This is a genomic window from Ferrimonas kyonanensis DSM 18153 (assembly GCF_000425405.1).
Lineage (GTDB): Bacteria > Pseudomonadota > Gammaproteobacteria > Enterobacterales > Shewanellaceae > Ferrimonas > Ferrimonas kyonanensis.
In genome coordinates, this window is the sequence record NZ_KE384365.1 from 81,594 (window position 1) to 104,346 (window position 22,753).

Annotated in this window: 20 protein-coding genes and 1 pseudogene; 14 read left to right on the forward strand and 7 right to left on the reverse strand. The window is 57.3% G+C overall.

The genetic code is table 11. The features are described from left to right. Window positions 1–337: 337 nt before the first annotated feature. The 4 genes and pseudogenes from H598_RS24855 (at window position 338) to H598_RS0117810 (ending at window position 4,187) form a co-directional block, all read left to right on the forward strand. A pseudogene (locus H598_RS24855) lies at window positions 338–964 on the forward strand (glutathione S-transferase family protein). A 291-nt stretch (window positions 965–1,255) separates the two neighbouring features. Beyond that, window positions 1,256–3,142, forward strand: coding sequence for a DEAD/DEAH box helicase (locus H598_RS24860; RefSeq protein WP_035416187.1), 1,887 nt, complete (start codon window positions 1,256–1,258; stop codon window positions 3,140–3,142). An 85-nt stretch (window positions 3,143–3,227) separates the two neighbouring features. Next, on the forward strand, window positions 3,228–3,749 hold the full coding sequence (locus H598_RS24865) for a phosphatase PAP2 family protein (protein WP_051252842.1): 522 nt from the start codon (window positions 3,228–3,230) through the stop codon (window positions 3,747–3,749). Window positions 3,750–3,758: 9 nt separating this feature from the next. Then, entirely contained in the window at window positions 3,759–4,187 is a 429-nt protein-coding gene (locus H598_RS0117810; RefSeq protein WP_028114210.1) for an HIT domain-containing protein, read from the forward strand. 3 nt (window positions 4,188–4,190) lie between these two features. On the opposite strand, the gene H598_RS0117815 is transcribed toward H598_RS0117810, so the two are convergent. Continuing rightward, complete coding sequence (locus H598_RS0117815) at window positions 4,191–4,736, reverse strand: YaeQ family protein (RefSeq protein WP_028114211.1); 546 nt, start codon at window positions 4,734–4,736, stop codon at window positions 4,191–4,193. Between the two features lie 174 nt (window positions 4,737–4,910). On the opposite strand from H598_RS0117815, the gene fkpA reads away from it, so the two are divergent. The 6 genes from fkpA (at window position 4,911) to H598_RS0117845 (ending at window position 11,600) form a co-directional block, all read left to right on the forward strand. Further along, the gene (fkpA, locus tag H598_RS0117820) at window positions 4,911–5,702 is read left to right on the forward strand and encodes an FKBP-type peptidyl-prolyl cis-trans isomerase (RefSeq protein WP_028114212.1); all 792 of its coding nucleotides are present in this window, start codon (window positions 4,911–4,913) and stop codon (window positions 5,700–5,702) included. A gap of 82 nt (window positions 5,703–5,784) precedes the next feature. Continuing rightward, on the forward strand, window positions 5,785–6,483 hold the full coding sequence (locus H598_RS0117825; protein WP_028114213.1) for an MOSC domain-containing protein: 699 nt from the start codon (window positions 5,785–5,787) through the stop codon (window positions 6,481–6,483). Window positions 6,484–6,860: 377 nt separating this feature from the next. Next, entirely contained in the window at window positions 6,861–7,865 is a 1,005-nt protein-coding gene (locus H598_RS0117830; protein ID WP_028114214.1) for a BMP family lipoprotein, read from the forward strand. 80 nt (window positions 7,866–7,945) lie between these two features. After that, a complete protein-coding gene (locus tag H598_RS0117835) occupies window positions 7,946–9,523 on the forward strand; it encodes an ABC transporter ATP-binding protein (protein WP_028114215.1) in 1,578 nt (525 codons plus the stop codon). Beyond that, window positions 9,520–10,632: an ABC transporter permease gene (locus tag H598_RS0117840; protein ID WP_028114216.1), complete on the forward strand. Its 1,113-nt coding sequence runs from the start codon at window positions 9,520–9,522 to the stop codon at window positions 10,630–10,632. Before H598_RS0117835 ends, H598_RS0117840 begins: the two co-directional genes overlap by 4 nt. Window positions 10,633–10,634: 2 nt before the next feature. Next, window positions 10,635–11,600 carry an ABC transporter permease gene (locus H598_RS0117845; RefSeq protein ID WP_028114217.1) on the forward strand — a complete coding sequence of 322 codons (966 nt, stop codon included), beginning with the start codon at window positions 10,635–10,637 and terminating at the stop codon, window positions 11,598–11,600. A 52-nt stretch (window positions 11,601–11,652) separates the two neighbouring features. On the opposite strand, the gene H598_RS0117850 is transcribed toward H598_RS0117845, so the two are convergent. Then, the gene (locus H598_RS0117850; protein WP_035416189.1) at window positions 11,653–12,840 is read right to left on the reverse strand and encodes a multidrug effflux MFS transporter; all 1,188 of its coding nucleotides are present in this window, start codon (window positions 12,838–12,840) and stop codon (window positions 11,653–11,655) included. Between the two features lie 97 nt (window positions 12,841–12,937). Here H598_RS0117850 and H598_RS0117855 point away from each other — a divergent pair, with 97 nt between their 5' ends. Further along, on the forward strand, window positions 12,938–13,885 hold the full coding sequence (locus tag H598_RS0117855; protein ID WP_028114219.1) for a LysR family transcriptional regulator: 948 nt from the start codon (window positions 12,938–12,940) through the stop codon (window positions 13,883–13,885). 5 nt (window positions 13,886–13,890) lie between these two features. Here H598_RS0117855 and H598_RS0117860 read toward each other — a convergent pair whose 3' ends face one another. Further along, entirely contained in the window at window positions 13,891–14,220 is a 330-nt protein-coding gene (locus tag H598_RS0117860; protein WP_156897096.1) for a hypothetical protein, read from the reverse strand. A 432-nt stretch (window positions 14,221–14,652) separates the two neighbouring features. Here H598_RS0117860 and H598_RS0117865 point away from each other — a divergent pair, with 432 nt between their 5' ends. Then, the gene (locus H598_RS0117865) at window positions 14,653–15,582 is read left to right on the forward strand and encodes an adenosylmethionine decarboxylase (RefSeq protein ID WP_028114221.1); all 930 of its coding nucleotides are present in this window, start codon (window positions 14,653–14,655) and stop codon (window positions 15,580–15,582) included. 14 nt (window positions 15,583–15,596) lie between these two features. Here the strand turns inward: H598_RS0117865 and H598_RS25760 are convergent, their stop codons facing one another. From H598_RS25760 to H598_RS0117880, 3 genes are all read right to left on the reverse strand, one after another. Next, entirely contained in the window at window positions 15,597–17,138 is a 1,542-nt protein-coding gene (locus H598_RS25760; protein WP_051252843.1) for a sensor domain-containing diguanylate cyclase, read from the reverse strand. Between the two features lie 205 nt (window positions 17,139–17,343). Next, a complete protein-coding gene (locus H598_RS0117875) occupies window positions 17,344–18,072 on the reverse strand; it encodes a ferredoxin reductase domain-containing protein (RefSeq protein WP_028114222.1) in 729 nt (242 codons plus the stop codon). Between the two features lie 145 nt (window positions 18,073–18,217). Beyond that, entirely contained in the window at window positions 18,218–18,565 is a 348-nt protein-coding gene (locus H598_RS0117880; RefSeq protein ID WP_028114223.1) for a hypothetical protein, read from the reverse strand. Window positions 18,566–18,683: 118 nt separating this feature from the next. Between H598_RS0117880 and H598_RS0117885 the strand changes: the two genes are divergently transcribed. Then, window positions 18,684–19,079, forward strand: coding sequence for a (deoxy)nucleoside triphosphate pyrophosphohydrolase (locus tag H598_RS0117885; RefSeq protein WP_028114224.1), 396 nt, complete (start codon window positions 18,684–18,686; stop codon window positions 19,077–19,079). Between the two features lie 93 nt (window positions 19,080–19,172). After that, window positions 19,173–20,075 carry a 1,4-dihydroxy-2-naphthoyl-CoA synthase gene (locus H598_RS0117890; protein ID WP_028114225.1) on the forward strand — a complete coding sequence of 301 codons (903 nt, stop codon included), beginning with the start codon at window positions 19,173–19,175 and terminating at the stop codon, window positions 20,073–20,075. Window positions 20,076–20,170: 95 nt separating this feature from the next. Here the strand turns inward: H598_RS0117890 and H598_RS0117895 are convergent, their stop codons facing one another. Beyond that, window positions 20,171–22,366, reverse strand: coding sequence for an OmcA/MtrC family decaheme c-type cytochrome (locus tag H598_RS0117895; protein ID WP_211227327.1), 2,196 nt, complete (start codon window positions 22,364–22,366; stop codon window positions 20,171–20,173). Window positions 22,367–22,753 lie beyond the last annotated feature (387 nt).

Here is a 22,753-nt window from a genome sequence, read left to right on the forward strand (position 1 = left end):
GACCTTGCCCTTCGGGCCATCGCAAGCGATGTTACTTCGGTCGTCCCTCCCTTCGTTGCCGGGTCGAGGCACCATATTTGAAGAAGCCCTGACCTAGGCGGCCCCAACGAAAGTTCAGGGCTTTTTTCGTTTAGCAGCTGTGCCAGCTGCGTGTCCCTGGCCTGGGCGGCCCCGTACGATGACCTTGCCCTTCGGGCCACCGCCTGCGAGGTTACCCAGGTCGCGCCTTCCTCCCCTTCAAGATGCGAGGCCGTGAACGCTTCAGCGATGCCCCTTGATGCCGCCGTGCTTTGCCTTTAGGTTAATCATCACCAGACTCGAAGGAAAAGGACACCTTATGATCACCCTGTATGGCTACCCTCGCACCCGCTCGCTGCGCATCTCCTGGCTACTGGAAGAGCTGGGCCTGGATTGGGACTACTCGCTGGTGGACTTCTATCAGGGCACCCACCGGTCAGAGGCGTTTCTCGGTATCAACCCAGCCGGTAAAGTACCGGCAGTGACCGACGGCAATCTCACCCTGATTGAGTCTGGCGCCATCTGCCTGCACCTGGCGCAAAAGTATGGTCAGGACCGCCTGCTTCCTCAACCCGGCAGCGATGCCAGCGCCCTGCACCACCAATTGATGATCTTTGTCCTGTGCGAACTGGAGCAGCCGCTGTGGACCATAGGCAAACATAAGTTTGCCCTGCCGGAAGATAAACGCGTCAGCGCGGTGATCGACACCGCAGCCTAGGAGTTTGACAAGGCCTGCCAGCAGATTGAGCCCAACGTACCGGAACACGGCTTTCTGCTGGGCGATCAGTTCAGCGTCGCCGACATCCTGCTTACCCACACCCTCAACTGGGCCAAGGGATTCAAGCTGCCACTCTCTGAACGTCTGAATGACTATCGGGCCAGAGTCTCCGCCCGTCCGGCCCTGGCTGCCGGGTTGGCAAAAGAGAGTGCCGCACTGGAAAACTGAGCCGGATCTCAGCAGACAAAACCGCACAAGTGACCAAGGGGCGAAACTGTTTCAGTCTTTTCGCCTATTTTTCGGGCGGCGGTCAACTTTGCCTGATGTTTTTTTCAACAAAACACTTGCAATTCCTTCCAGTAAGAGTAATATGCGCGCCCTCGGGATCACTCTCCCTATTGGGAGGCAATTAGCGCCAAACAACGTCTGCCGGCCAGGGCGGCTATATGGGTTGTTGGTTGGGCTAACGCCTCATTATTTTGTATCGCAGCGCATCTGCGACAACCTGATTGGATATACATGTCTGACACCACTATTGATTTTGCTGGCTTAAACCTGCCGGCTCCTCTGCTTGCGGCCGTAACTGACCTGGGCTTTACCGCTCCTACGCCTATTCAAGCGCAAGCCATCCCCTTCATGCTGGAAGGCAACGACATTCTGGGCGAAGCCCAAACCGGTACCGGTAAAACCGCCGCATTCGGTCTGCCTGCATTGGCAGGTCTGGACCCAAGCAAGCGCCATGTGCAGATGCTGGTTCTGGCTCCTACTCGTGAGCTGGCTATCCAGGTAGCAAAATCTTTGGAAGAATTTGCCGTAAACCTGAAAGGTTTGCGCCTGACTACCCTGTACGGTGGTCAGCCTTACGGTCCTCAATTGCGCGATCTTGAGCGCGGAGCTCAAGTGGTTGTGGCCACACCTGGCCGCCTGATGGACCACATTCGTCGCGGTAGCCTCGATCTGGAAAACGTAAAATGCTGCGTTCTGGACGAAGCCGACGAAATGCTCAACATGGGCTTTCTGGAAGACATCGAATGGATCCTGGAGCACCTGGACGACAGCGCCCAAATGGCCCTGTTCTCCGCCACCATGCCTCAGCAGATCCGTCGAATCGCCAACCGATTCCTGAAAGATCCTAAGCACGTTAAGATTGCCTCTAACGAAAATACCAAGGCCAACATCACCCAGAAAGCCTGGAAGGTGACCGGTGTTTCCAAGCAGACCGCCCTGGAGCGTCTGGCTGAAACCCTGCCTTATGACGCCATGATCGTGTTCGTCCGTACCCGTGGCGACACCGTTGATCTGGCCGCCCACCTCAATGGTCTTGGCTTCCGTGCCGCGGCCCTGAACGGTGACATGAGCCAGCAGCAACGTGAACACACCGTTGCCCAGCTGCATAAAGGTAAGATCTCCATTCTGATCGCCACCGACGTGGTTGCCCGTGGCCTGGATGTGCCTCGCATCACTCACGTTGTGAACTACGACCTGCCGATGGACTCCGAGTCCTACGTGCACCGTATCGGCCGTACCGGTCGTGCCGGTCGCGAAGGCGAGGCGATTCTGTTTGCCCGCCCACGTGAAATGCGTCTGCTGCGCAACTACGAGCGTCAGACCAAGGGCACCATCATTCCAATGGACCTGCCCAGCGCCGAAGAACTGGGACGCCACCGCGTTGGCCGTCTGCAGGAAGAGCTGGTCAAGTGTGTTGAAGAGCGTGACCTGAACGAGCTGAAAGAGATGCTCACCAACATGGCAGAGAAGACCGAGCAGGACATCCTGAGCCTGGCCGCCGCCCTGCTGTTCGAGCGTCAGCGCAAGAAGCCGCTTAAGCCAAAGCCGGATCCAGAACCTCGTTTCGAGCGTCGTGACCGTGGCGATCGCCCGGATCGCGGTGAGCGTCGCGAGCGTGGTCCACGTCGTGAGAACATCAACTTCGATACCTACCGTCTGGCGGTTGGTAAAGAGCACGGTGCTCAGGTTAAAGACATCGTCGGTGCCATTGCCAATGAACTGCAGATGGAAAGCCGTCTGATTGGTCAGATTCGCCTGTTCGACAGCCACACCCTGGTGCAGCTGCCGGCCGACATGCCTCCTTATGCCAAAACCGATCTGCGTAAGGTTCGCATCCGCAACCGTCAGATTGACGGCCAGGTGACCAACGAGCAGATTCCACCACGCCCAGAGCGTGATGGCGATCGTCGCCCTCGCCGTGATGGGGAGTTCCGTGGTAACCGTGATGGCGAACGTCGTCCTCGCCGTGAAGGTGAATTCCGTGGCAATCGCGATGGTGAACGTCGCCCACGGCGTGACGGTGACTTCCGTGGTCGCCGTGATGGCAACCGTGACGGTGGCCAGCGTCGAGATGGCGGCCATCGCGGTCAACGCCCTCAGCGTGACTTCAATAATTAAGCCACTGTTTTAGCATCGGCTTTCTTTAGCTGATGCACAGGGTCTGATAAGCTGCCGTCCTTTATAGGACGGCAGCTTTTTTTGTATGAAACACTGGATTCTCGCTTTTACCCTGACCCTCAGTCAGCTGGCTCACGCCTCATTTACCGAAACCAGCAGCGATGTACTGGAGCTGGCCTTGCCGGCCGCCGCGGCCTCCATCGCCTACTTTGCCGAAGACGATACCGACGGTCTGTGGCAGCTCGGCTATAGCCTGGGAGCCACCACCCTGACCACCTACGGGCTCAAAGCCCTGGTGGACAAGGAGCGTCCCAACGGCGAAGACAACGATGCCTTTCCCAGTGGCCACGCCGCCATTACCTTCAGTGCCGCAGGCTTCCTGCAGCGCCGTTATGGCTGGCACTACGGCCTGCCCGCCTACCTGCTGGCCAGCTACACCGGTTACGCTCGCGTTCAATCAGATAATCATGAAGTGGTGGATGTGTTAGCGGGGGCAGCCATCGGCATGGCCTTCAACTATTTTCTGGTTAGCCCCCACCCCAACGTCGCCATCAGTCCATACTATGACGGCGACACCGCTGGCTTAGTGGGCCAGATTCATTTTTAGGAGAGTACGATGTTCCAACTGCATGAAAGACTGGCACAGGACTCTGTGCTGGTGGGCGAACTGCCCCTGTGCCAGGTTCGCCTGGCCAAGGACGCCCGTTATCCCTGGCTGATTCTGGTTCCCAAACAAAATGGCATCCGCGAAATTCATCACCTGAGCGTCGATGCCCAGCAACAGTTGATGAAAGAGTCATGCAACGTTGCCACCGTGATGGAACAGCGACTGTCACCGGACAAAATCAATGTCGCCTCACTGGGCAACGTGGTTGAACAGCTGCACTTGCATCATGTCGCCCGCTTTCAGCAAGATGATGCCTGGCCGGGTCCCATCTGGGGTGCCCACCCGGGCGTATTAGAATCGGAACAACAACTTCAGGAAAAGCGCCAGCAGTGGCAACAGTGGCTGGCGCCACTGGAGCGATTTAAGCCGGCTTCCTAAGCCCTACTGAGACTTCTGTCGGCATTCGGGCTCAACACTGATGGAGCCCGACTCGGTGGACAACAGGCATTGGCCATCCATAATATTGGCCTGCAGCTTAATGTTGCGACCGGCCAACTCCGCCAGTGCGTTGAAGTCCTCATCGCTCAGGCTCCAGACACTCAGGTTGTCCAGGCGGCTGAGGTTGGCCTGGTTTTGCTGCCACCACACCTTGGCCGAGCGTTCACCATAGTTAAACAGCACCACTTGCCTGGCACGGCCGCAGGCCTTTTTCAGCCGTTTTTCATCCGGCTGCCCCAGTTCAATCCACAACTCAATCTCACCGGCGTCGTTTTTCAGCCACAGCTCAGGCTCGTCATCGGCGCACAAGCCCTTGGTGAACTCCAGCCGCTCCTCGGCGTACAGGCACCATGCAAGCAGTCTCACCATCAAACGACCATCGGTTTCAGAGGGATGACGGGCCAGGGTCAAACTCTGATTCAGGTATTGATGGCGGTCCATATCCGCCAGTTCGACGTGGGCTTTAAACACCGTCGCTTTTAGAGCCATGATTCGGGCATCCAGTTTCAGTTCAGAATAATCCGGTATTGTACCCACAAATATTATTTTTTGAGTGGGAACCCGCAGGCAAATTTTCTGTCTTATGTGCTGATTTCCTTAACAACCCTTGCATAATCAAGGCTGAGCCCTAATAGTAGATGGGACATTTTTCCGGAGAATCCAATGCGTACTCTATTTAAGATCGGCCTGGTTAGTGCGGCCGTGGCTCTGGCAGGTTGCCAGGAGCAAGCAAAAACCGAACAAGTAAAAGCTGACGCCGCGCCGGCAGCCGCCGAGTCCCAACAGTGGGCCAACGAAGACCAAAAGACCGCCTACGCTTTGGGCGCCTCTTTTGCGGCCAACCTGGCTCAAAGCTTCGACCAGTTGAAAGAGCTGGATATCGTCATCGATAACGCCACCGTTCTGGAAGGCATCAAAGCCGGTCTGGAAGGCAACAGCAAGATGACCGAAGAGCAGCTGGCCGAAACCCTGCAAGCGTTTGACGCCCGCATCGCCAAGGTCGCTCAGGAAAAAGAAGCCGCAGAAGCCCAGACAGCCAAAGCCGAAGGCGAAGCCTTCCTGGCTGAGAACGCCAAAAAGGAAGGCGTTAAGGTCACCGAATCCGGCCTGCAATACAAAGTCCTCACCGAAGGGGACGGCACCAAGCCTGCCGCCACTGACACCGTTGAGGTTCACTACCGAGGAACCCTGATCGACGGCACCGAGTTTGACTCCTCCTACAAGCGTGGTGAGTCCATCAGCTTCCCACTGAACGGCGTGATCAAAGGCTGGACCGAAGGCCTGCAGCTGATGAACGTTGGCTCCAAGTATGAGCTGTACATCCCGTCCGAGCTGGCCTACGGCGAGCGCGGTGCTGGCGCCTCCATTCCTGGCAACGCCGCCCTGGTGTTTGAGGTGGAGCTGCTGGGCATCCCGTCTCAGGAAAAGCAGGATATCGGCCTGGAAGAGCACTAAGCTGAGTCAGCAACAAATGGGCGCCTGATGGCGCCTTTTTTTATCTCCTTTCCGCTTCATTATCTTAAAGGGAGTTGTGCCCATGTCCGTCACCCTCTACAGCGGCAAAAGCGCCGCCTTCGGCTCCGAAACCAGCGCCATCCATAAAACCGCAATCAGCCTGCCACAATACTGCTCCCCTCTGGGGTTGACCGAAGATGAGGTGGCCGATCCCCGCTTCCATGGCGGCAGCGATCGCGCCCTGCATTACTACCCGGCCGAGCACTACCCGTTCTGGGAACAGATGTGGCAATCACTGGCGCTGACGCCCAGCCCGACCCCGTTTCGCGGCGGCGCCTTTGGCGAAAACCTGTCGGAAACCGGCTGGACCGAACGTAACGTCTGCATCGGTGACCGCTTTCGAATAGGCGAGGTGTTACTGGAGGTCAGCGAACCGCGCTGCCCCTGCCATAAAATCAATACCCGCTTTGACTACAGCCAACTGGCGATGTTAGTGCAACTGACCGGGCGCAGCGGTTGGTTTTTCCGAGTCATCACTCCGGGCGAAATCAGGCCGGGTGACCACTTGCAGCGGGTGCATCAGGATGAGCGTGGCCTGAGCGTGGCACGCTGCATGGAGATTCTCTATGGCCAGCAACGCCAACCGGAACAGTTACAGCGCCTGGCAGATCATCCCAAATTGACACAGGTGTGGCAAAATCACGCCATAAAATGGTTGGAAAACGAACAGGTTGCGGATTGGAGTCGACGCTTGTTCGGTCACCCAGCAACCAGCCAGTGAACCCTATTTAGCCGTTGAGTTGAGTTTGTGCTCAAATTCAACTTAGCGGCGACTCAAAAAAGCAGAACTTCGTTTTAAACTCTCAAAACTGTCGCTAACACAACTGGCAAAAATCCCGTTCACCCAACCTATTCAGTGGCTTTTTTCGTAATATTACCACGAATGGCGTTTTTTCCGTCAGTCACTTTCAAACCAAAAATCTCGCCAAATCGACCACTTTTCGAACGAAAGCCAAAAATAACGTGACCCAAGTCACACAAGCCAAGCTAAGTTAAACACGCTGCTTGAAGCATGGGTGGGGACGTTATAAGCCTGTCACATCAACTTTTATGACTGAAAGTTGCTAAAAGAAAATTACTACAATTCGCGAGGACTTGATGATGAAAGCAATTGCCTCTACTGCCGCGGCAGTAACTCTGGCTCTGACCTCCTTTGTCGCCGGCGCTGTGGACTTTAAGCCCGCTGTTGCCTATGACGTCACTGGTAAGTACGACAAATCCTTCAACCAAGCCGTATTTGAAAATGGTGTAACCAAATTCAACAACGACAAAGGCCTGAAGATCCGTGAGTTCGAACCTGCCAACGACGCCCAGCGCGAACAGGGTCTGGAGCGCCTGGCAAAGCGTGGCTTCACCCCCATCGTCGTTGTAGGTTTCATGTACGGCACCGCCCTGGAAAAGGTCGCCAAGAAGTACCCAGAAACCGAATTTGTAATCATCGATTCTGTAGTAGACCTGCCAAACGTGAAGTCCATCGTGTTTAAAGAGCACGAAGGCTCGTTCCTGGTTGGCGCCCTGGCAGCCATGAAGTCTGAAACCAAAAAACTGGGCTTCGTCGGTGGCATGGACATCCCTCTGATCCGCAAGTTCGCTTGTGGTTATGAGCAGGGTGCCAAGTTCGTCAGCAAAGACGCCGAAGTCTTCCAGAACATGACCGGTTCTACCGTTGCTGCCTGGAACGATCCAGCCCGTGGTTCCGAACTGGCCAAGTCTCAGTTCACCAAGGGTGCTGACGTTGTCTTCGCCGCTGCCGGCGGTACTGGCGTAGGTGTTTACCAAGCCGCGAAAGACGAAGGCAAGTTCGCCATCGGTGTTGACTCCAACCAGAACTACCTGCACCCAGGTGTGATGCTGACCTCCATGGTTAAGCGCGTCGGTCTGGCCACTTACACCATGTTCGAAGACTACCAGAACGGCAAGTGGGAACCGGGTATCCACGCCAACGGCCTGAAAGAAAACGGCGTTGACTGGGCACTGGATGACTACAACCGCTCCTTGGTTACCCCAGAGATGGAAAAGCAACTGACTGCCATCTCCGACAAGATCAAGTCCGGTGACATTGTTGTTCATGACTACATGAGCGACAACACCTGTAACTACTAAGTTACTGCTCCAAGCCCAGGGGCTGCGCCCCTGGGTTTCCCCTCCCTGCATCTCAGCCAGATCGCAAAGAGAACTCTGCTATGTCAGACCGAACTGAAAAACCGTTCGCCCTGGAACTGCGTGGCATCGATAAACGTTTTGGCGCAGTACACGCCAACGATCACATCGACCTGCAGGTCCCCGCGGGGACTATCCACGGCATCATCGGCGAAAACGGCGCCGGCAAATCCACCCTGATGAACATCATTTACGGTTTCTATGAAGCCGATAAAGGTGACATCCTGGTGGACGGTAAAAAGTGTGAAATCAAAACCTCGCGGCTGGCCATCGCCGCCGGCATCGGCATGGTGCACCAGCACTTCATGTTGGTGGACAATTTCACGGTATTGGAAAACGTCGTTCTGGGCGCCGAGGAAGGTGCTTTATTGGCAGGGAGCCTGACCAAAGCCCGTAAAGAATTGGCGCGTCTCGCCAAAGAATATCAACTGGATGTGCCTCTCGATGCGGTTGTCGAAGACCTTCCCGTAGGCCTGCAACAGCGGGTGGAAATTCTGAAAGCACTGTATCGTGGCGCCCGCATTCTGATTCTGGATGAACCCACCGGGGTTCTGACCCCTCAGGAAACCGATCACCTGTTCCGAATTCTGGACGCCCTGCGCGACCAGGGGGTCACGGTACTGTTGATCACCCATAAACTGAGGGAAATCCTGGCCGCCACCGACAATGTCTCGGTCATGCGCCAGGGGGCTATGGTCTCGCATGTGGTCACTAAAGAGACCAACAAGGAAGAGCTGGCAGAATTGATGGTAGGCCGCAAGGTTCGCCTGAAAGTGGACAAGGAAACCGCCAAGCCCAAGCAGACTCTGCTCAAGACCGAAGACCTGACGGTGGTCGACGATCGTGGTGTAGAACTGCTGAAGAAGGTCAACATCGACCTCAAGGCCGGCGAAGTGGTCGGCATTGCCGGCGTCTCCGGCAACGGCCAGTCTGAGCTGATGGAAGTGCTTAGCGGCCTGATGACACCCACCAGTGGCCAGGTCACCATTGGTTCCACCGTCATCGATGCCCAACACCCCAGCGATCCCAAAGCGGTTCGCGAACTGGGTGTGGCCCACGTACCGGAAGATCGCCTCGCCATGGGTCTGGTGAAGCCATTTACCGCCAAAGAATCCGCCCTGTTGGGCTATCACGAGCAGAAAAAGTACAACGGCGCTGTTCTGACCAAAACCAAGGTCATTGAATCCGAGTGCAGCCGCCTGATGGACGAATGGGACGTGCGTCCGCGCAACCCGAATCTGCGAAGCTCTTTGTTCTCCGGTGGTAACCAGCAAAAGCTGATCATCGCCCGTGAAGTCGACCAGAACCCAGACGTGCTGCTGGTGGGTCAACCTACCCGAGGCGTGGATATCGGCGCCATCGAATTCATCCACAAGCGGCTCATCGAGCTGCGCGACGAAGGCAAAGGGGTCTTGTTGGTCTCCGTTGAGCTGGATGAAGTACTGTCCCTGTCCGACCGCATCATCGTGATGTTTGACGGCCAGGTTGTAGGCGAAGTGGCCGCCGACAAAGCCAACGAACGGATTCTGGGCATGATGATGGCTAACGTCATCCCTGATGAACTGAAACAGGCCGATAAGGCCGAAGGAGATGCAGCGTGAGCGACTCCAAAATGCCGGCATGGGCCAACGTAGGCCTGATGCCGCTGCTGAACGTAACAATGGCATTTGCCGTTTCCGCCCTGGTGTTCCTGTTCATCGGCATCGACCCTGTCGAAGCCGCTGAAGTGATGCTGTACGGCGCCCTGGGTTACGAAGAGGGTATCGGCTATACCCTGTTCTACGCCACCAACTTCATCTTTACCGGCCTGTGTGTGGCACTGGCGTTCTCCGCCGGCCTGTTTAACATCGGCGGTGAAGGTCAGGCGTACATCGGTGGTCTGGGCGTGGGTCTCGCCTGTCTGGCCCTGGATGCCAGCCTGCCGTTCTGGGCCCTGCTACCCATCACCATGATTGCCAGTATGCTGTTTGGTGCCCTGTGGGCCCTGATTCCGGCTTACCTGCAGGCCTACCGTGGCTCCCACATCGTGATCACCACCATCATGTTCAACTTCATCGCCTCGTCGCTGATGGTGTACCTGATGGTCAACGTGCTCAAGCTGGATGGTCAGATGGCACCGGTATCACGGATCTTCGAGCAGAGCGCGCAGTTGCCGTTTATGCATGAGATTCTCGGATGGTTTGGCATCGAGTTTGAAGCCTCTCCCCTGAACCTGTCATTCATTATCGCCCTGCTGGCCGGCGTATTCCTGTGGGTTCTGCTTTGGCACACCCGCTGGGGCTTCGCCATTCGAGCCCTGGGCAGCAACCCGACCGCAGCCCGGTATGGCGGCATCGATCCCAAGAAGCTGACGGTGATCGTCATGCTGATCTCCGGCGCCCTGGCTGGCCTGGTGGGCATCAATGAAGTGCAGGGCTACAGCGGTCAGCTGAAGCTGGACTTCGTCGCCGGCTACGGCTTCACCGGTATCGCCGTTGCCCTGATGGGACGTGGCCACCCGGTGGGCATCATCCTGGCTTCCATCCTGTTTGGTTTGTTGTTCCAAGGTGGCGCCGAGTTGGCGTTTGAATTCCCGGAACTGGATCGCAACATCGTGGTCGTGGTACAGGCGCTGGTAATTCTGTTCTGTGGTGCCCTTGAGTACATGCTCAAGCCGTACCTGGAGAAAGGCTTTGCCATGATCACCCCCAAAGCTCAGGCGGAGGCATAACCATGTTTGAGAATATCATTCTGATTCTGGACGCCACCCTGCGGGTATCCACGCCATTGCTTCTGGCCGCCATGGCCGGCATGTTCTCCGAGCGAAGCGGTGTGGTTAACATTGCCCTGGAAGGCAAGATGCTGTCCGCGGCCTTTGCGGCGGCAGCCACCGCCTCGGTCACCGGCAGTGTCTGGCTGGGACTGCTGGCCGCGATATTTGTTGCCGTGTGCATGTCGATGATTCACGCCTTTGCTTCCATCACCCACAACGGTGATCAGGTGGTTTCCGGTGTGGCCATCAACATTCTGGCTGCCGGCCTGACCATCACCCTGGGCCGCTACTGGTTCGGACTCGGTGGCCAGACTCCAACCCTGACCGACGATCAGCGCTTCAACCCCATTCACTTCCCGTTTGCCGATGCCCTGGCCGACGTCCCAGTGATTGGCGGCATCTACTCGACCCTGCTGTCCGGCCATAACCTGTTGGTGTACGGTGCCTTTGCCCTGGTGCCCGTGTGCTGGTGGATCCTGTATCGCACCCGCTTTGGTTTGCGCCTGCGGGCGGTGGGTGAAAACCCGCACGCGGTCGACACCGCCGGTATTTCCGTGGCCTGGTTGCGTTACCGCGCCCTGATCATCGCCGGTATCCTGTGTGGTATCGCCGGTGCCTACCTGTCCACCGGACAGAACGCCGGTTTCGTACCGAACATGAGTGCCGGTAAAGGCTTTATCGCCCTGGCAGCACTGATCTTCGGTAAGTGGCGCCCGGTCACCGTGATGTTCGGTTGTCTGCTGTTTGGCTTCCTGGATGCCGTTGCCATCCGCCTGCAGGGTGTGTCTCTGCCAGGCATTGGCGAAGTGCCGGTACAGGCCATCGAGGTCCTGCCTTACATCCTGACCGTGCTGCTGCTGGCTGGCTTTATCGGCCGCTCCGTGGCCCCGAAAGCCGTCGGCACCCCGTACGTGAAGTCTCGCTAACAGCGACGTTTCCACGCTACAAAAACGGCGCCCGAAGGGCGCCGTTTTTTTTTTAGGCCTGTGCCGAAGCGGGCCGCATCATCTCGCGGCCTCGGGTTACCCTGCACACCAGCACCCAGGCCAGGGGCAGTGCCATCATCAGCGACAGCTGCTCCACCGCCGTCAGGCCGCTGGCACCAAAGACGCCGACCACGATCGCCGCCCCGGTCATCTGAAACAGGCCCAGCAGCGCCGACGCGGTACCGGCACGGTCGCCAAAGGGAGCCAGCGCACTGCCGGCACAGATGGCAATCAGGAACGAGAACGCGATGCTGGCGACGAACACCGGCCCCATGAAGGCCAGAGGCTGCATCGACTCTCGCAGGCTGTATTCGACCACACCGGCCGCCGCCATCAGGATGACGCCCAACCACAACGACCGCTTCTGGCCGACGATGCCGACCATTTTCGGTGCGGTAAAGGCGGCAACAATGTTGACCACGGCGTTACAGCCAAACCAGATGGCGTAGCTGCGGGAATCCAGCCCCAACTCCACCATCAGGCGGGTAGGCGACTGCGACACATAGCCGATGATCATCGCCATCCCCAGCATTGCCAGCACCGCATAGAAACGGAACGTCGGCACCGACACCACGCTCATATATCGGCTCAGAGACAGCAAACGGCCTTCTGAGCGCGTTTCTGCGGGACGGGTCTCCGGTAACATCAACCACAGCAGCAAGCTCACCAGAGCACCGTAACCGGCCATAAACCAGAAGTTGGAGGCCCAGCCCCACCAATGAGTCAACAATCCACCCAACAGCGGTGCCGCCGCCGGAACGATGCAGATCACCCCGTTGAGGTAGCTGAACATCGGCTTGGACCGTTCAGCACCGAAGTGATCGCGAACACCGGCAAAGGCGGCCACCGACAAGGCACAGGCAGCAAACCCCTGTCCCAGTCGCGACAGCATCAACATCGAATAATCCGTTGCCAGCGCCGCCATGGCCGACGTCGCCACGTACAGCAGGGTTCCCACCAACGCCACCGGACGACGGCCATAGCGATCCGCCAGCGGACCGGCGACCAACTGTCCGGCCCCAAACGCCAGCATAAACATCGGCAGACTCTGTTGCACCCAGGCAACAGGCACCGACAGCGCCTCGGCCATCTCTGGTATCGCGGGTAAAAAGATGTCTATGGCCAATGGTGAAAACAACACCATCATCATAAACAGCGGCAATGGATTTCTTAAACGCATGCAAACTCCTACTTGATGATGGTCACTATTGTAAGGCTTGCTGGATATGAATTAAAATGACGAATAATCCTAACTGGATAGTCCCAAAAGGAATATCATGCTGCGCCATACCGATCTGAACCTGCTCAGAATTTTGCTGACCCTGATGGAGGAGCTCAGCGTCTCCCGCACCGCCGAAAAACTGTGTCTGACTCAGTCCGCCGTCAGTAAGCAGTTGTCGAGATTGCGACAGCAACTCGGTGATCCCCTGTTCGTTCGCCACCCCAAGGGGCTCACTCCGACTCCGAGGGCCCGCTCACTGGAGCCGAGGATTCGACAATGGCTGGCAATGGCCGACGACATCCTGGAACCCCAGGGATTCGATCCCAGTACCAGTCAGCGACGATTTCGACTGGCGATGACCGAGACCTGCTTCGCCACCCTGCTGCCACGCTTCCTCGGCCCCCTGATGAGCGAAGCGCCGGGAATCATGCTGGAAACCAAAACCTGGGACTCGGTGGGTCTGGATAAACTCTGCAGGGGCGAAGTGGATCTGGCGATCTTTCCCAGGGACAACGACACCCGCTCGCCTCACCCGTTTCACGTCTCCAGCCTGCCAAAGCAGCTGGAGAGCATTGAGCTTAATCAAGATGATCACGTCTGCCTGGTGCACCAGCAGCACCCGGTATTGAAACAACCCTGGGATTTGGAGCAGTACGTCGGCCTGACGCACCTGAAAATTGAGTGTGAAGGCAGTGACTCCTGGCTGCTGGATCAGGTACTGGCGGAAACCGGCCACCACCTGGACGCGGCCATGCGCACCTCAGACTTCTACTCGGCCGCCCTGCTGTGCCAGCACAGTGAGCTGGCGTTTACCTGTACCCGCAGTTTTGCCGACCGGGTCTGTTCCACCCACAACCTGGTGCAATTGCCACTGCCTTTGAAAATGGCGCCGCTGAGTAATCTCTTGGGTTGGCCCGAGCACCTGTCCCGGGATCCGGCACACCGCTGGCTCAGGGAGTTCATCGTCGATCGCAGCACCGCATGGGAGCAGCCTGTCGCCTAGAAGGCTCAAGGTTCACAGGCTGGCGTCGCGCAAGCCAGACCCGCCGGGTTATGTTGCTTTACCTGAGTTGGGTGTAACTGATCCACGGTAACAATCAAAGTTCGAGAGGCCAGATCCTCCCGAATCTGTACGGCGCCATTTCCGTAGCGCTCCGCCTCTTGATACAGCGCCAGCAACGACTCCCCAGAGGCCTGCCACTGACCATCGTACTGCCACACCAACCGGCACTGACCGTCACTACAGCGCTGCTCCGTCAGCAGCAACTGGGCTTCAGCCGATACCGAAAAGGCCGGCAGCAGCAATACCCCCATCACCCGTCCCATCCACTCTCTCATCCTCACTCCCCCCAGACTCGGCCCAATGCCCACGGCCGATTTCGCACTTTGACCGACGCTCCGCTAACCTCGATAATCAATATGCGGTTTTCATGACCGCCCGATGACACAATGACGACAGCGCGTCGGCTAACAACGTCTGTTAAGTCTAGGTCAGGGCCATGAGCCACACTGGAAATTTGTGTATAATCCGGCCCCATTGCCCTTTGGGCATAGGCACTCCCGCGGTCAGGGTCTTTATCGCCATCGCGATCGGGGGAGTGAACAGGAAAGATGGGGAGGTGGCTCCGTCTGACACAACCGAGAGTGACCGGTTTGATTCAGACTCACACAGGAGCACCAAACTTGTTGAGGGGAGGCAGAAGCCTTCTGCTAATCCGACTTCACTGCTCCCATTGACCGAGCAGTCCTTCAACAGGAGTAAGACACGCAATGCAATTTTTTGAAGGTTCTGAAAAGAAAATCGAGGTGGTTCTCCAACCCGGTCAACCTTCTTTGCGACAGCTGGAACAGCCGTTCTGGCACCAGATCGTTGCCAAAGCCAACGCCACCATTCTGTCGTCGGTGCATAACGACCACTGTGATGCCTACCTGCTCAGTGAATCGAGCCTGTTTGTCTGGGACGATCGCTTCCTGATGCTCACCTGCGGCACCACCACGCTGGTGGATGCGGTCATCAGTTTTCTGGATCGCTTTCCCAAGCAGCAGTTGGCCATGCTCAGTTACCAGCGCAAGAACGAGTACCAGTCTCACCTGCAGAAAAGCTCTTTCGAGCAAGACCTGCAGGCCCTGGATCGGCACCTGGACGGTTGCTGCTACCAACTCGGCTATCTGGATGGTCACCACAACTACGTCTACCACCTGGATCGCCCATTTGAGCCACCTCAGGACGATGCCACCGTCGAACTGCTGATGTATCACATCAATGGCGATGCCGCCGCCTACCTGCGCAGCAACAATCAGAGTCTGGAAGGGATTCGCCAACGGCTGAACTGGTCGCAGCTGCTGCCGGGGTTTGAAGTGGGCGACTTCCTGTTTGAGCCCTTTGGCTACTCCATGAACGCCATCAACGGCGACCGCTACGCCACCATGCACATCACCCCGCAGGAGAACAGCTCCTACGTCAGCTTTGAAACCAACCTGCCTCAACAGCAGGCCCAACAGGTATTGGGTCATCTGCTCAGTACCCTGCAACCGGACAGCTACGATCTGATCAGCTTCAATCAGGAGCAGTTTCTCGATCATCAACCCGGTGTGGTCTGCATCGATCAGGCTCAGCAGGATCTCAGCTGCGGCTACCGTATGCGCTTTGCGCATTTCGTCAAGCCAACCTCAGCCTGTCGCAGCGCCACCCGTCTCTGAGTCGGCCCGCAGGATCAGGCTTGCTGATCCTGCGGTGTTTCCGCGCGCATGCGCCATAATTTGACCCGATTTTTCCCCTGTTGTTTCGCCAGGTAGAGTTGCTGATCGGCAATGCGAATCAACTGCTCAAAATTGTTGAACTGTTTGCCTAGATCGACGCCGGGATCCACCAGGGCCACGCCAATACTGGCGGTCAGATGGCGCTTAATCATGGCGGTGCTTTTATTCAACGCTTCCACATGGTGGCGCAGCGACTCCGCCAGCTTCTCCATGGTATCGGCCTGTATCTCCACATAAATGATGCAAAACTCCTCACCACCGTAACGGCAGGCAATGTCCTCGCCTCGCCGGGCCATTCGTTTAATCTCTCGAGCCACCGTCATCAGGCACTCGTCACCGGCCTGATGGCCAAACTCATCGTTGTAGGCTTTAAAATCGTCGATATCCAACATCAACACGGCACCACCGTAACGAGCCCGGCACAATCGGCGCCATTCGCGCTCACAGAAGTAATCCAGACCACGGCGGTTGGCCAGTCCCGTCAGGGCATCGGTCTGGCTGAGGTCTTGTAACTGCTGACGCTGCTTTTCAACCCGGGTAATCAAGCCATTGAAGGCATTCAACAGGTGTCGAAACTCCTTCACATACAACTTTACCGGCAGCTTACGGTAGTGCTGTTCCCGCTCCATCTGCCGCAACTGAGCACTGCCAAACTCGATGGGAGTGACAAACACGCGCCATAACAAGAAGTTGGTTGCAGGTAACAACACCAGTAGCAATCCAAAAGCGATCCACTCGCGCTTCTCTACCCCTCGGTTGACCATGGCGGCGTGCTCGATGGTGATCACCCAGCCGCCGCGAGACAGCGCATCGTTTAACAGCAGATTGCGAACCGGTAGCGGCTCCTCGAAGCCGTTAATCTCAAACAGGCGGGGCAAAGCCTGATCGTCGATGGTGGCCGCCCGAACCTCAACCCGAATCCCCAGGCGATCGAACAGCTGTGTCATCTCCGCTCTGGGCAGAGGTTTCAGCAGCAGCAGATAGCCCTTGCTGCATCCCTGGCCCTGGCCGGCACACACGGTAGAGGCACTGAAGCTGTACAACTGGTTACCGGAACGCAGCAGCCCGGTGCGCTCCATGGCGGTCTCCGGCAACATCGCCGGCATCAATCGGGCCCGCACATAAGGCGCCCCCGCCGCCAGCAGGGGAAACTGCTCCGCCACCATCGGCTCACGGGCGCTGAATCCGGCCAGTGACAAATCCGGCTGATACAGCAGCGCCACCTCCTCACCGCGACTGAAAGTCAGTGGCGCCGGTTGCCCCGCCAGCGCCAGAGACGCCCAGTCACGATAACCGGGAGAGGCGGCCAGTTCGGTCACCACCATCTGCTGCTGAGTCAACCACTGCTGTACCGTCAGGGTTTCATGCCACTGCAGTGCCGCCACTTCCCGTTCCAGCATCGGAATGATCACCAGCGCCCGCAGCAACCAATAACTGGCCACCAGCACCAACACCAACACCATGGACAGCAGCAACGCCAGACGCTTCAGGGTCATTAACCAGCCTTACGACAACAACAAAATCTCAGGCACTGAATCAGCAAATTCAGCGAAAAAAGATCCGCACTGATCCCCCCTCTCGGGGAAAACCAGACGGATCCTCAGCCTGCACCAATGTTATAAAGTGTGGCACGTTCACTGATTTTTGGCACAAAAATGAGCATCAACGCCCCTCTGGAGAGGCGTTGATGTAGGGAGGGGGTCAGGCGTTAAGGGTACGGGGCTGGTAGAAGTCCTGATCGGCCAACAGATTGGCACGGCAGAAACCGGCCTGCTCCATGCGCGCGATGGTGGCGTCGACCATGGTCGGCGAGCCGGTCATCACCACCTTGGCACGACGACGCTCCAGCGGGGTCATCCACGCCAATCGCTTCAGGGCCACATCCACCACATAACCTTGACTGTTGCTCCAACCCTGTGGCGGTTGCTCCAGGGTCAGATCCGCCATAAACCTTGGATCCATCAGCCAGTGCTCCAGCAGCGGCAGCTCAAACAACTCCTGCTCGTCCCGGCCGCCCCAGCACAGATACACCGGCTGCGCCGAACCGGAGGCCAGGCGGGCCTCGATCAGGCTGCGCGACTGACTGATTCCACAGCCCGCCGCCAGCACCACCAGGGGATCATTGTCCCAATGGGGCTGGTAGCTCACCTGACCATCCACCAGAATCGGTACCTCGCGGCGACTGGTCAGGGTTTCAATCACCTGATGGCAGGCCGCACCATCGGCAAAGTGTTGAATGTACAACTCCAGCTCGCCATCAGGTAGCGGGCAGTTGGCCATGGAATAGGGGACACACCAACCGTTATCCAGACAGATCTCAACATATTGGCCCGCAGTAGCTGACATCGGCTGTTGCGGCTGAAGGCGGACGTGGTACACGTCCTGATTGACCCGCTGTGCACTGACAACGGTGGCAGTGGTCGGCTGCATCATGACACCTTAATGAAGTACGCTTTGCCGCAGTCTAAACCGCCACCTGAGCCGCTGCACAGGGGCAACACCAACAGTGTGATCCAGCTCGGATGCTGGAATCGCTGCAGGAGGTTGTCAGCTTCACACTGTGATCTCACTCTCCCTACTGACCGGAAAAATAACCACCGACCTCGATCACCAGCACATACGGGGCGGCGCTGAGAAACGGGATCAGACTGGCCACCATCACCTTCCATGCCGGCCATCCACACCGATTCTGATGCAGCGAATAAAACAAGCCATAGAGGAAAAACGCCGGATACAGCAACACGGTCACCGACACGTAATAGCGCAGCAGCATCCGGGGCAGTTCCGCCAACGTCGACGGCAAGCTGAAATCCACCGCCCCGAGGGCCATTAACCAAAACATCATCTGAATGCCTAACGGCAGATACAGGCACGCTATCCAGGCTTTCAGCCAGGGGCGGCTGAGATCCCTATCCCGGTTCATGAGTTGAGCTCTCCTTACTCGATGCCTTCTTGTTAGGAAGGTTATTGAATTCCTGATTGAATACTACCAAACTGAGGCTGCTTTTGTTGACCCGCCCCATTCGAATAAGGTTCCCTCAATGCTCGATGTTGCCTGTGCTCTGATCTTTGACGGTCACAAACTCCTGCTGACCCGGCGTCACCCCGACAGCAGTCAAGGGGGCTTATGGGAGTTTCCCGGCGGCAAGCAGGAGCCGGGAGAAACCCTGCAGCAAGCGCTGGCCAGAGAGCTGATGGAAGAACTGACCATTACCCTGACCGTTGGCCCCAGCCTCGGCTGCAACGAACATCACTACGGCAGTAAAGGCGTGCGCCTGCATGGATTTCTGTGCCCCTGGCAGCCACAACCCATCCGTCTCACCGGCAGCCATGATCAATGGCAGTGGCTCGCCCCCGAAGACGTGGACACCACCACCCTGGCCGCGGCCGATCTGCCACTGCTGCAGGCCCTTATCAACGCATTACCACAGGAATAAGGTCACAGCCTGACCATACTCCTCACTTCCGCCATTGACCTCAATGGGCTTTCCGCCTAGCCTTTGGCCCAGATAAATCAGAAGGGTATCTCCATGAGCAACGCGGTTTCCGATATCTTTGACCCCTCCCTATGGGAACAGGTCGAAGGCTTTAACTTCGAAGACATCACCTACCACAGAGCCAAAGATCAGGGCACGGTACGGATCGCCATCGATCGCGCCGACTGCCTCAACGCTTTTCGTCCCAAAACCGTTGATGAGCTCTATGTCGCTCTGGATCATGCCCGCCAATGGTCTGATGTCGGTTGTGTGCTGCTGACCGGCAACGGCCCTTCAGCCAAAGGCCAGTGGGCGTTCTCCTCCGGTGGTGATCAGCGCATTCGCGGCAAAGATGGCTACAAGTACGAAGGCGAGGAGGCTGGCAAGGCCGACGTGGCTCGCATGGGCCGTCTGCACATTCTGGAAGTACAACGGTTGATCCGCTTTATGCCTAAAGTAGTGATTGCGGTCGTTCCCGGCTGGGCCGTCGGCGGCGGCCACAGTCTGCACGTGGTGTGCGATCTGACTCTGGCCTCCAAGGAGCATGCGGTCTTTAAGCAGACCGATCCGGACGTGGCCAGTTTTGACTCCGGCTACGGCTCCGCCTACCTGGCCAAGATGATCGGCCAGAAGCGGGCACGAGAGATCTTCTTTTGCGGCTTCAACTACAGCGCCGACGAAGCCTTTGATATGGGCATGGTCAACCGCTCGGTAGCGCACGCCGAGCTGGAAACCGAAGCACTGCGCTGGGCCCGGGAGATCAACTCCAAGTCCCCTACCGCCATGCGCATGCTCAAATACGGCTTCAACCTGCCTGACGACGGCCTGGTGGGCCAGCAACTGTTTGCCGGCGAAGCCACTCGACTGGCCTATGGCACTGCCGAAGCCCAGGAAGGGCGTGATGCCTTCCTGGAAAAGCGCGACCAGGACTTCTCTGAGTTCCCCTGGCATTACTAAGATAGATGGTGAAAAGGGCCGCTTTCTAGCGGCCCTTTTTTTATAAAAAAAGCGCCCTGACGGGCGCTTTGGGTCACTGCAAGTAATGATGATACTTAGAGTTTGTGGCCATGATGGGCCATCACCTTCTCAGGGGTATGGCACACGGCACAGGCTTCCTGGGCTGCCTGGGCCTGAGCCTTGTCGTCACCGAAATAGCCGCCGTTGCTGACCATATGAGACAGGGCCGCATCGGACAGGTACTTCTGGTGGCAACTCATGCAGGCGCCCACGTCCGCAGAGGCGTACCAGGTCTCGGCCACGTCCTTCTCAGTGACGGTGCTGGGCACAACCAGCGCGGCGCCGGCATTACGTCCCAACTCGAAACCATAATCCAGACCATTCCAGCCCTGCTCCGCTGAGTGACAGGTCATGCAATCGGTCTTGAGCAGGGTGCCACTGCCACCATGGCCATTATCATGGCCCTCGGCCTTGTGGGCCTTGTACATAAAGCTGGAAGACTTCAGGTAACCTGTGGGTTGATGATCCACCTCGACATCGACCAGTTTCTTGTCGTTGGTGTGGCAAGCGATGCAGTTCACTCCGTTGGAATCGTGGTAGAACTCCTTGGAATGACAGCCAAAGCAACTGGCTTCATCGATAATGGCCCGACGCTGTGGCACTTCGGCGCCTGCCTGCCCCAGAATGGTGCGCACAGGCTCACTCTGCACATAGGCAGGATAAGCGCCTGCACTGGTGCAATCGGTCCGCACCGGGCTGTTGTCCTCGAAACACACCTTCACCACAGGCAGGATCTCCAGGGTTCTCTGGTTGATATCCGCGGGCAGATCCAGGGTATAGGTCATGCCTCGTTTCACCTTTTCGGTGGTGACGTGGAAGGTGCCATTGGCATAGGTGGTAGAGCCATCGCCTTTAAGACTGAAACGGCGGTGCTCATAGGTCGTGCCCTCGCTGAAGTCGGCGCCTTCCAGGGTCACCGACTGCTCGGGGTAGTCCTTGTCCACATCCCAGCTCACCACCATGTAGGGGTTGGAGTACCCCTGCTGGTAGACCTGGTCGATGGTCACCAGCCCCCCTTCTGAGTCAGTCACCTGAACATCAAACTCCAACAGGTTTTCTGCGTTAACTTGAATGTTGGAGACCGTTACCCGGTAGCCTGCAGCCGCGTCATAGGGGGCACCATGTTGACGGTGATCCACACCACTGTGGCAATCGGTACAGGTCAACTCCGGGTTCTTGGCCGAGTTATGCTGCACCGGGCTGTCGGTATGACAGCCAATACAGGCGTTGGCATTGGCGTCTTTTAACCAAAGATCCACGTCGGCCAGAGAGCCATCCTCGACGTGACAAACGGTACAATCCATAAAGGGTTTGGTGGGGAAAGCCGGGTAATCGAAGGCGTGAGCGCCGTGATAGCCCGAAACCGTATAGGGCATCGGTACGACATCACCCTGTTGGTCCTTACCTTGACGGCTGGGCCCCATATGGATGGCGTGGACCATGTGCCCCAGCTCCACCGATACCCCTTCGGGATCAGAGACGATGCCGTTATGACAGGACTGGCAGTTCTCCAGGTCCAGGCGTCGTCCACCGTGGGCCTTGAGGCTGTCCGGCTGGTGACAGGTATAGCAACTCTCCATCGACACCAGTTGTCGGGTCTCCAGCCCTTGCTGAGTGCCACTGGCGGGAATCCAGTCATATTGGGCGTTCTCGGCCAGTTCATGGCCAGAGTCGTACTCAAACTGCATCTCGATGGCCAACCTCTGGGTCAGTGCTGGCTCGAAGGTCACACCGGCGGGATCCTGCCACTGCAGCAGATCGGTGTGGAAGGTGTAGCGGTAGCTGCCATCCCGATTATCCTGCAGGCAATCCGGACAGTCCTGCAGCTTTTCAAAGCCCTGCTCAAAGGTGGTCCCGGCATCATTGGTGGTCTCATTCAGCAGCGACTGCCACTGCTTGAGATTGCCATCCACCGCCAACTGGGCCACCGAGAAGCGGAAGTCGTGGAAGGGGTTGTGGCCATCCAGACCAAACAGGCCAACCCCCTGTGAATTGGTCAATTCAAACTCGACGCTGATGATGCCGTCGCGGTACATTGCCCCTGTTATCTGGGCTATGGCTTCTTGGGCCATATCGATATGCAGGCCAACACTGCCCGGATCCCCGGGATCCCCTGGCTGGCCCGGGCTGCCGGGCTGACCATCCTTACCATCGTCTCCATCCCCACAACCGCCCAACAACAGGGCAGAAGCGATCAACAGCGCCAAAGGTGCCTTCGGTGTTTTCATCATTATCATTCTCCGTTAGACCATCATCTCCGTGGTCGCAGCCATGGTATTGAGCCTAACGGTCACCAACCTTGACCAAGGTCACCCCGCCCCCGTCGCAACAGGACAGCCCTTAAGACTGCCGCAGTGGTCACTTTTGGAGACTTAAACCAACAAGAGGCATGGTGAGAGCCAAAACCGCCATGAGCGCCAACCAAGCCGGAGTAATAGCCAAATGCCGCAAAATGAATTATCGAATGTCGATTTTGGCAATACTGGTTTTTGACAGCCTGACGGCACCGGTTTCGGGGCGGGATCACGAAATCGACCAGAGCCGTCGATAAAAGATCACTTTTCTGCTTTCGGGCCATCGCCAATCACAGTCATTGCCATTAAATTAGCCCCCTAAGT

What these genes read in the sequence shown, in the direction of transcription:
- fkpA (WP_028114212.1), top strand. Translation starts at nt 4,911, where the DNA reads ATGCGTACTCTATTTAAGATCGGCCTGGTTAGTGCGGCCGTGGCTCTG.
- H598_RS0117830 (WP_028114214.1), top strand. Translation starts at nt 6,861, where the DNA reads ATGATGAAAGCAATTGCCTCTACTGCCGCGGCAGTAACTCTGGCTCTG.
- H598_RS24865 (WP_051252842.1), top strand. Translation starts at nt 3,228, where the DNA reads ATGAAACACTGGATTCTCGCTTTTACCCTGACCCTCAGTCAGCTGGCT.
- H598_RS0117810 (WP_028114210.1), top strand. Translation starts at nt 3,759, where the DNA reads ATGTTCCAACTGCATGAAAGACTGGCACAGGACTCTGTGCTGGTGGGC.
- H598_RS0117895 (WP_211227327.1), bottom strand. Translation starts at nt 22,366, where the DNA reads ATGATGAAAACACCGAAGGCACCTTTGGCGCTGTTGATCGCTTCTGCC.
- H598_RS0117825 (WP_028114213.1), top strand. Translation starts at nt 5,785, where the DNA reads ATGTCCGTCACCCTCTACAGCGGCAAAAGCGCCGCCTTCGGCTCCGAA.
- H598_RS0117875 (WP_028114222.1), bottom strand. Translation starts at nt 18,072, where the DNA reads ATGCAGCCGACCACTGCCACCGTTGTCAGTGCACAGCGGGTCAATCAG.
- H598_RS0117855 (WP_028114219.1), top strand. Translation starts at nt 12,938, where the DNA reads ATGCTGCGCCATACCGATCTGAACCTGCTCAGAATTTTGCTGACCCTG.
- H598_RS0117865 (WP_028114221.1), top strand. Translation starts at nt 14,653, where the DNA reads ATGCAATTTTTTGAAGGTTCTGAAAAGAAAATCGAGGTGGTTCTCCAA.
- H598_RS0117890 (WP_028114225.1), top strand. Translation starts at nt 19,173, where the DNA reads ATGAGCAACGCGGTTTCCGATATCTTTGACCCCTCCCTATGGGAACAG.
- H598_RS0117835 (WP_028114215.1), top strand. Translation starts at nt 7,946, where the DNA reads ATGTCAGACCGAACTGAAAAACCGTTCGCCCTGGAACTGCGTGGCATC.
- H598_RS0117845 (WP_028114217.1), top strand. Translation starts at nt 10,635, where the DNA reads ATGTTTGAGAATATCATTCTGATTCTGGACGCCACCCTGCGGGTATCC.
- H598_RS25760 (WP_051252843.1), bottom strand. Translation starts at nt 17,138, where the DNA reads ATGACCCTGAAGCGTCTGGCGTTGCTGCTGTCCATGGTGTTGGTGTTG.
- H598_RS0117850 (WP_035416189.1), bottom strand. Translation starts at nt 12,840, where the DNA reads ATGCGTTTAAGAAATCCATTGCCGCTGTTTATGATGATGGTGTTGTTT.
- H598_RS0117880 (WP_028114223.1), bottom strand. Translation starts at nt 18,565, where the DNA reads ATGAACCGGGATAGGGATCTCAGCCGCCCCTGGCTGAAAGCCTGGATA.
- H598_RS0117860 (WP_156897096.1), bottom strand. Translation starts at nt 14,220, where the DNA reads ATGAGAGAGTGGATGGGACGGGTGATGGGGGTATTGCTGCTGCCGGCC.
- H598_RS24860 (WP_035416187.1), top strand. Translation starts at nt 1,256, where the DNA reads ATGTCTGACACCACTATTGATTTTGCTGGCTTAAACCTGCCGGCTCCT.
- H598_RS0117815 (WP_028114211.1), bottom strand. Translation starts at nt 4,736, where the DNA reads ATGGCTCTAAAAGCGACGGTGTTTAAAGCCCACGTCGAACTGGCGGAT.
- H598_RS0117885 (WP_028114224.1), top strand. Translation starts at nt 18,684, where the DNA reads ATGCTCGATGTTGCCTGTGCTCTGATCTTTGACGGTCACAAACTCCTG.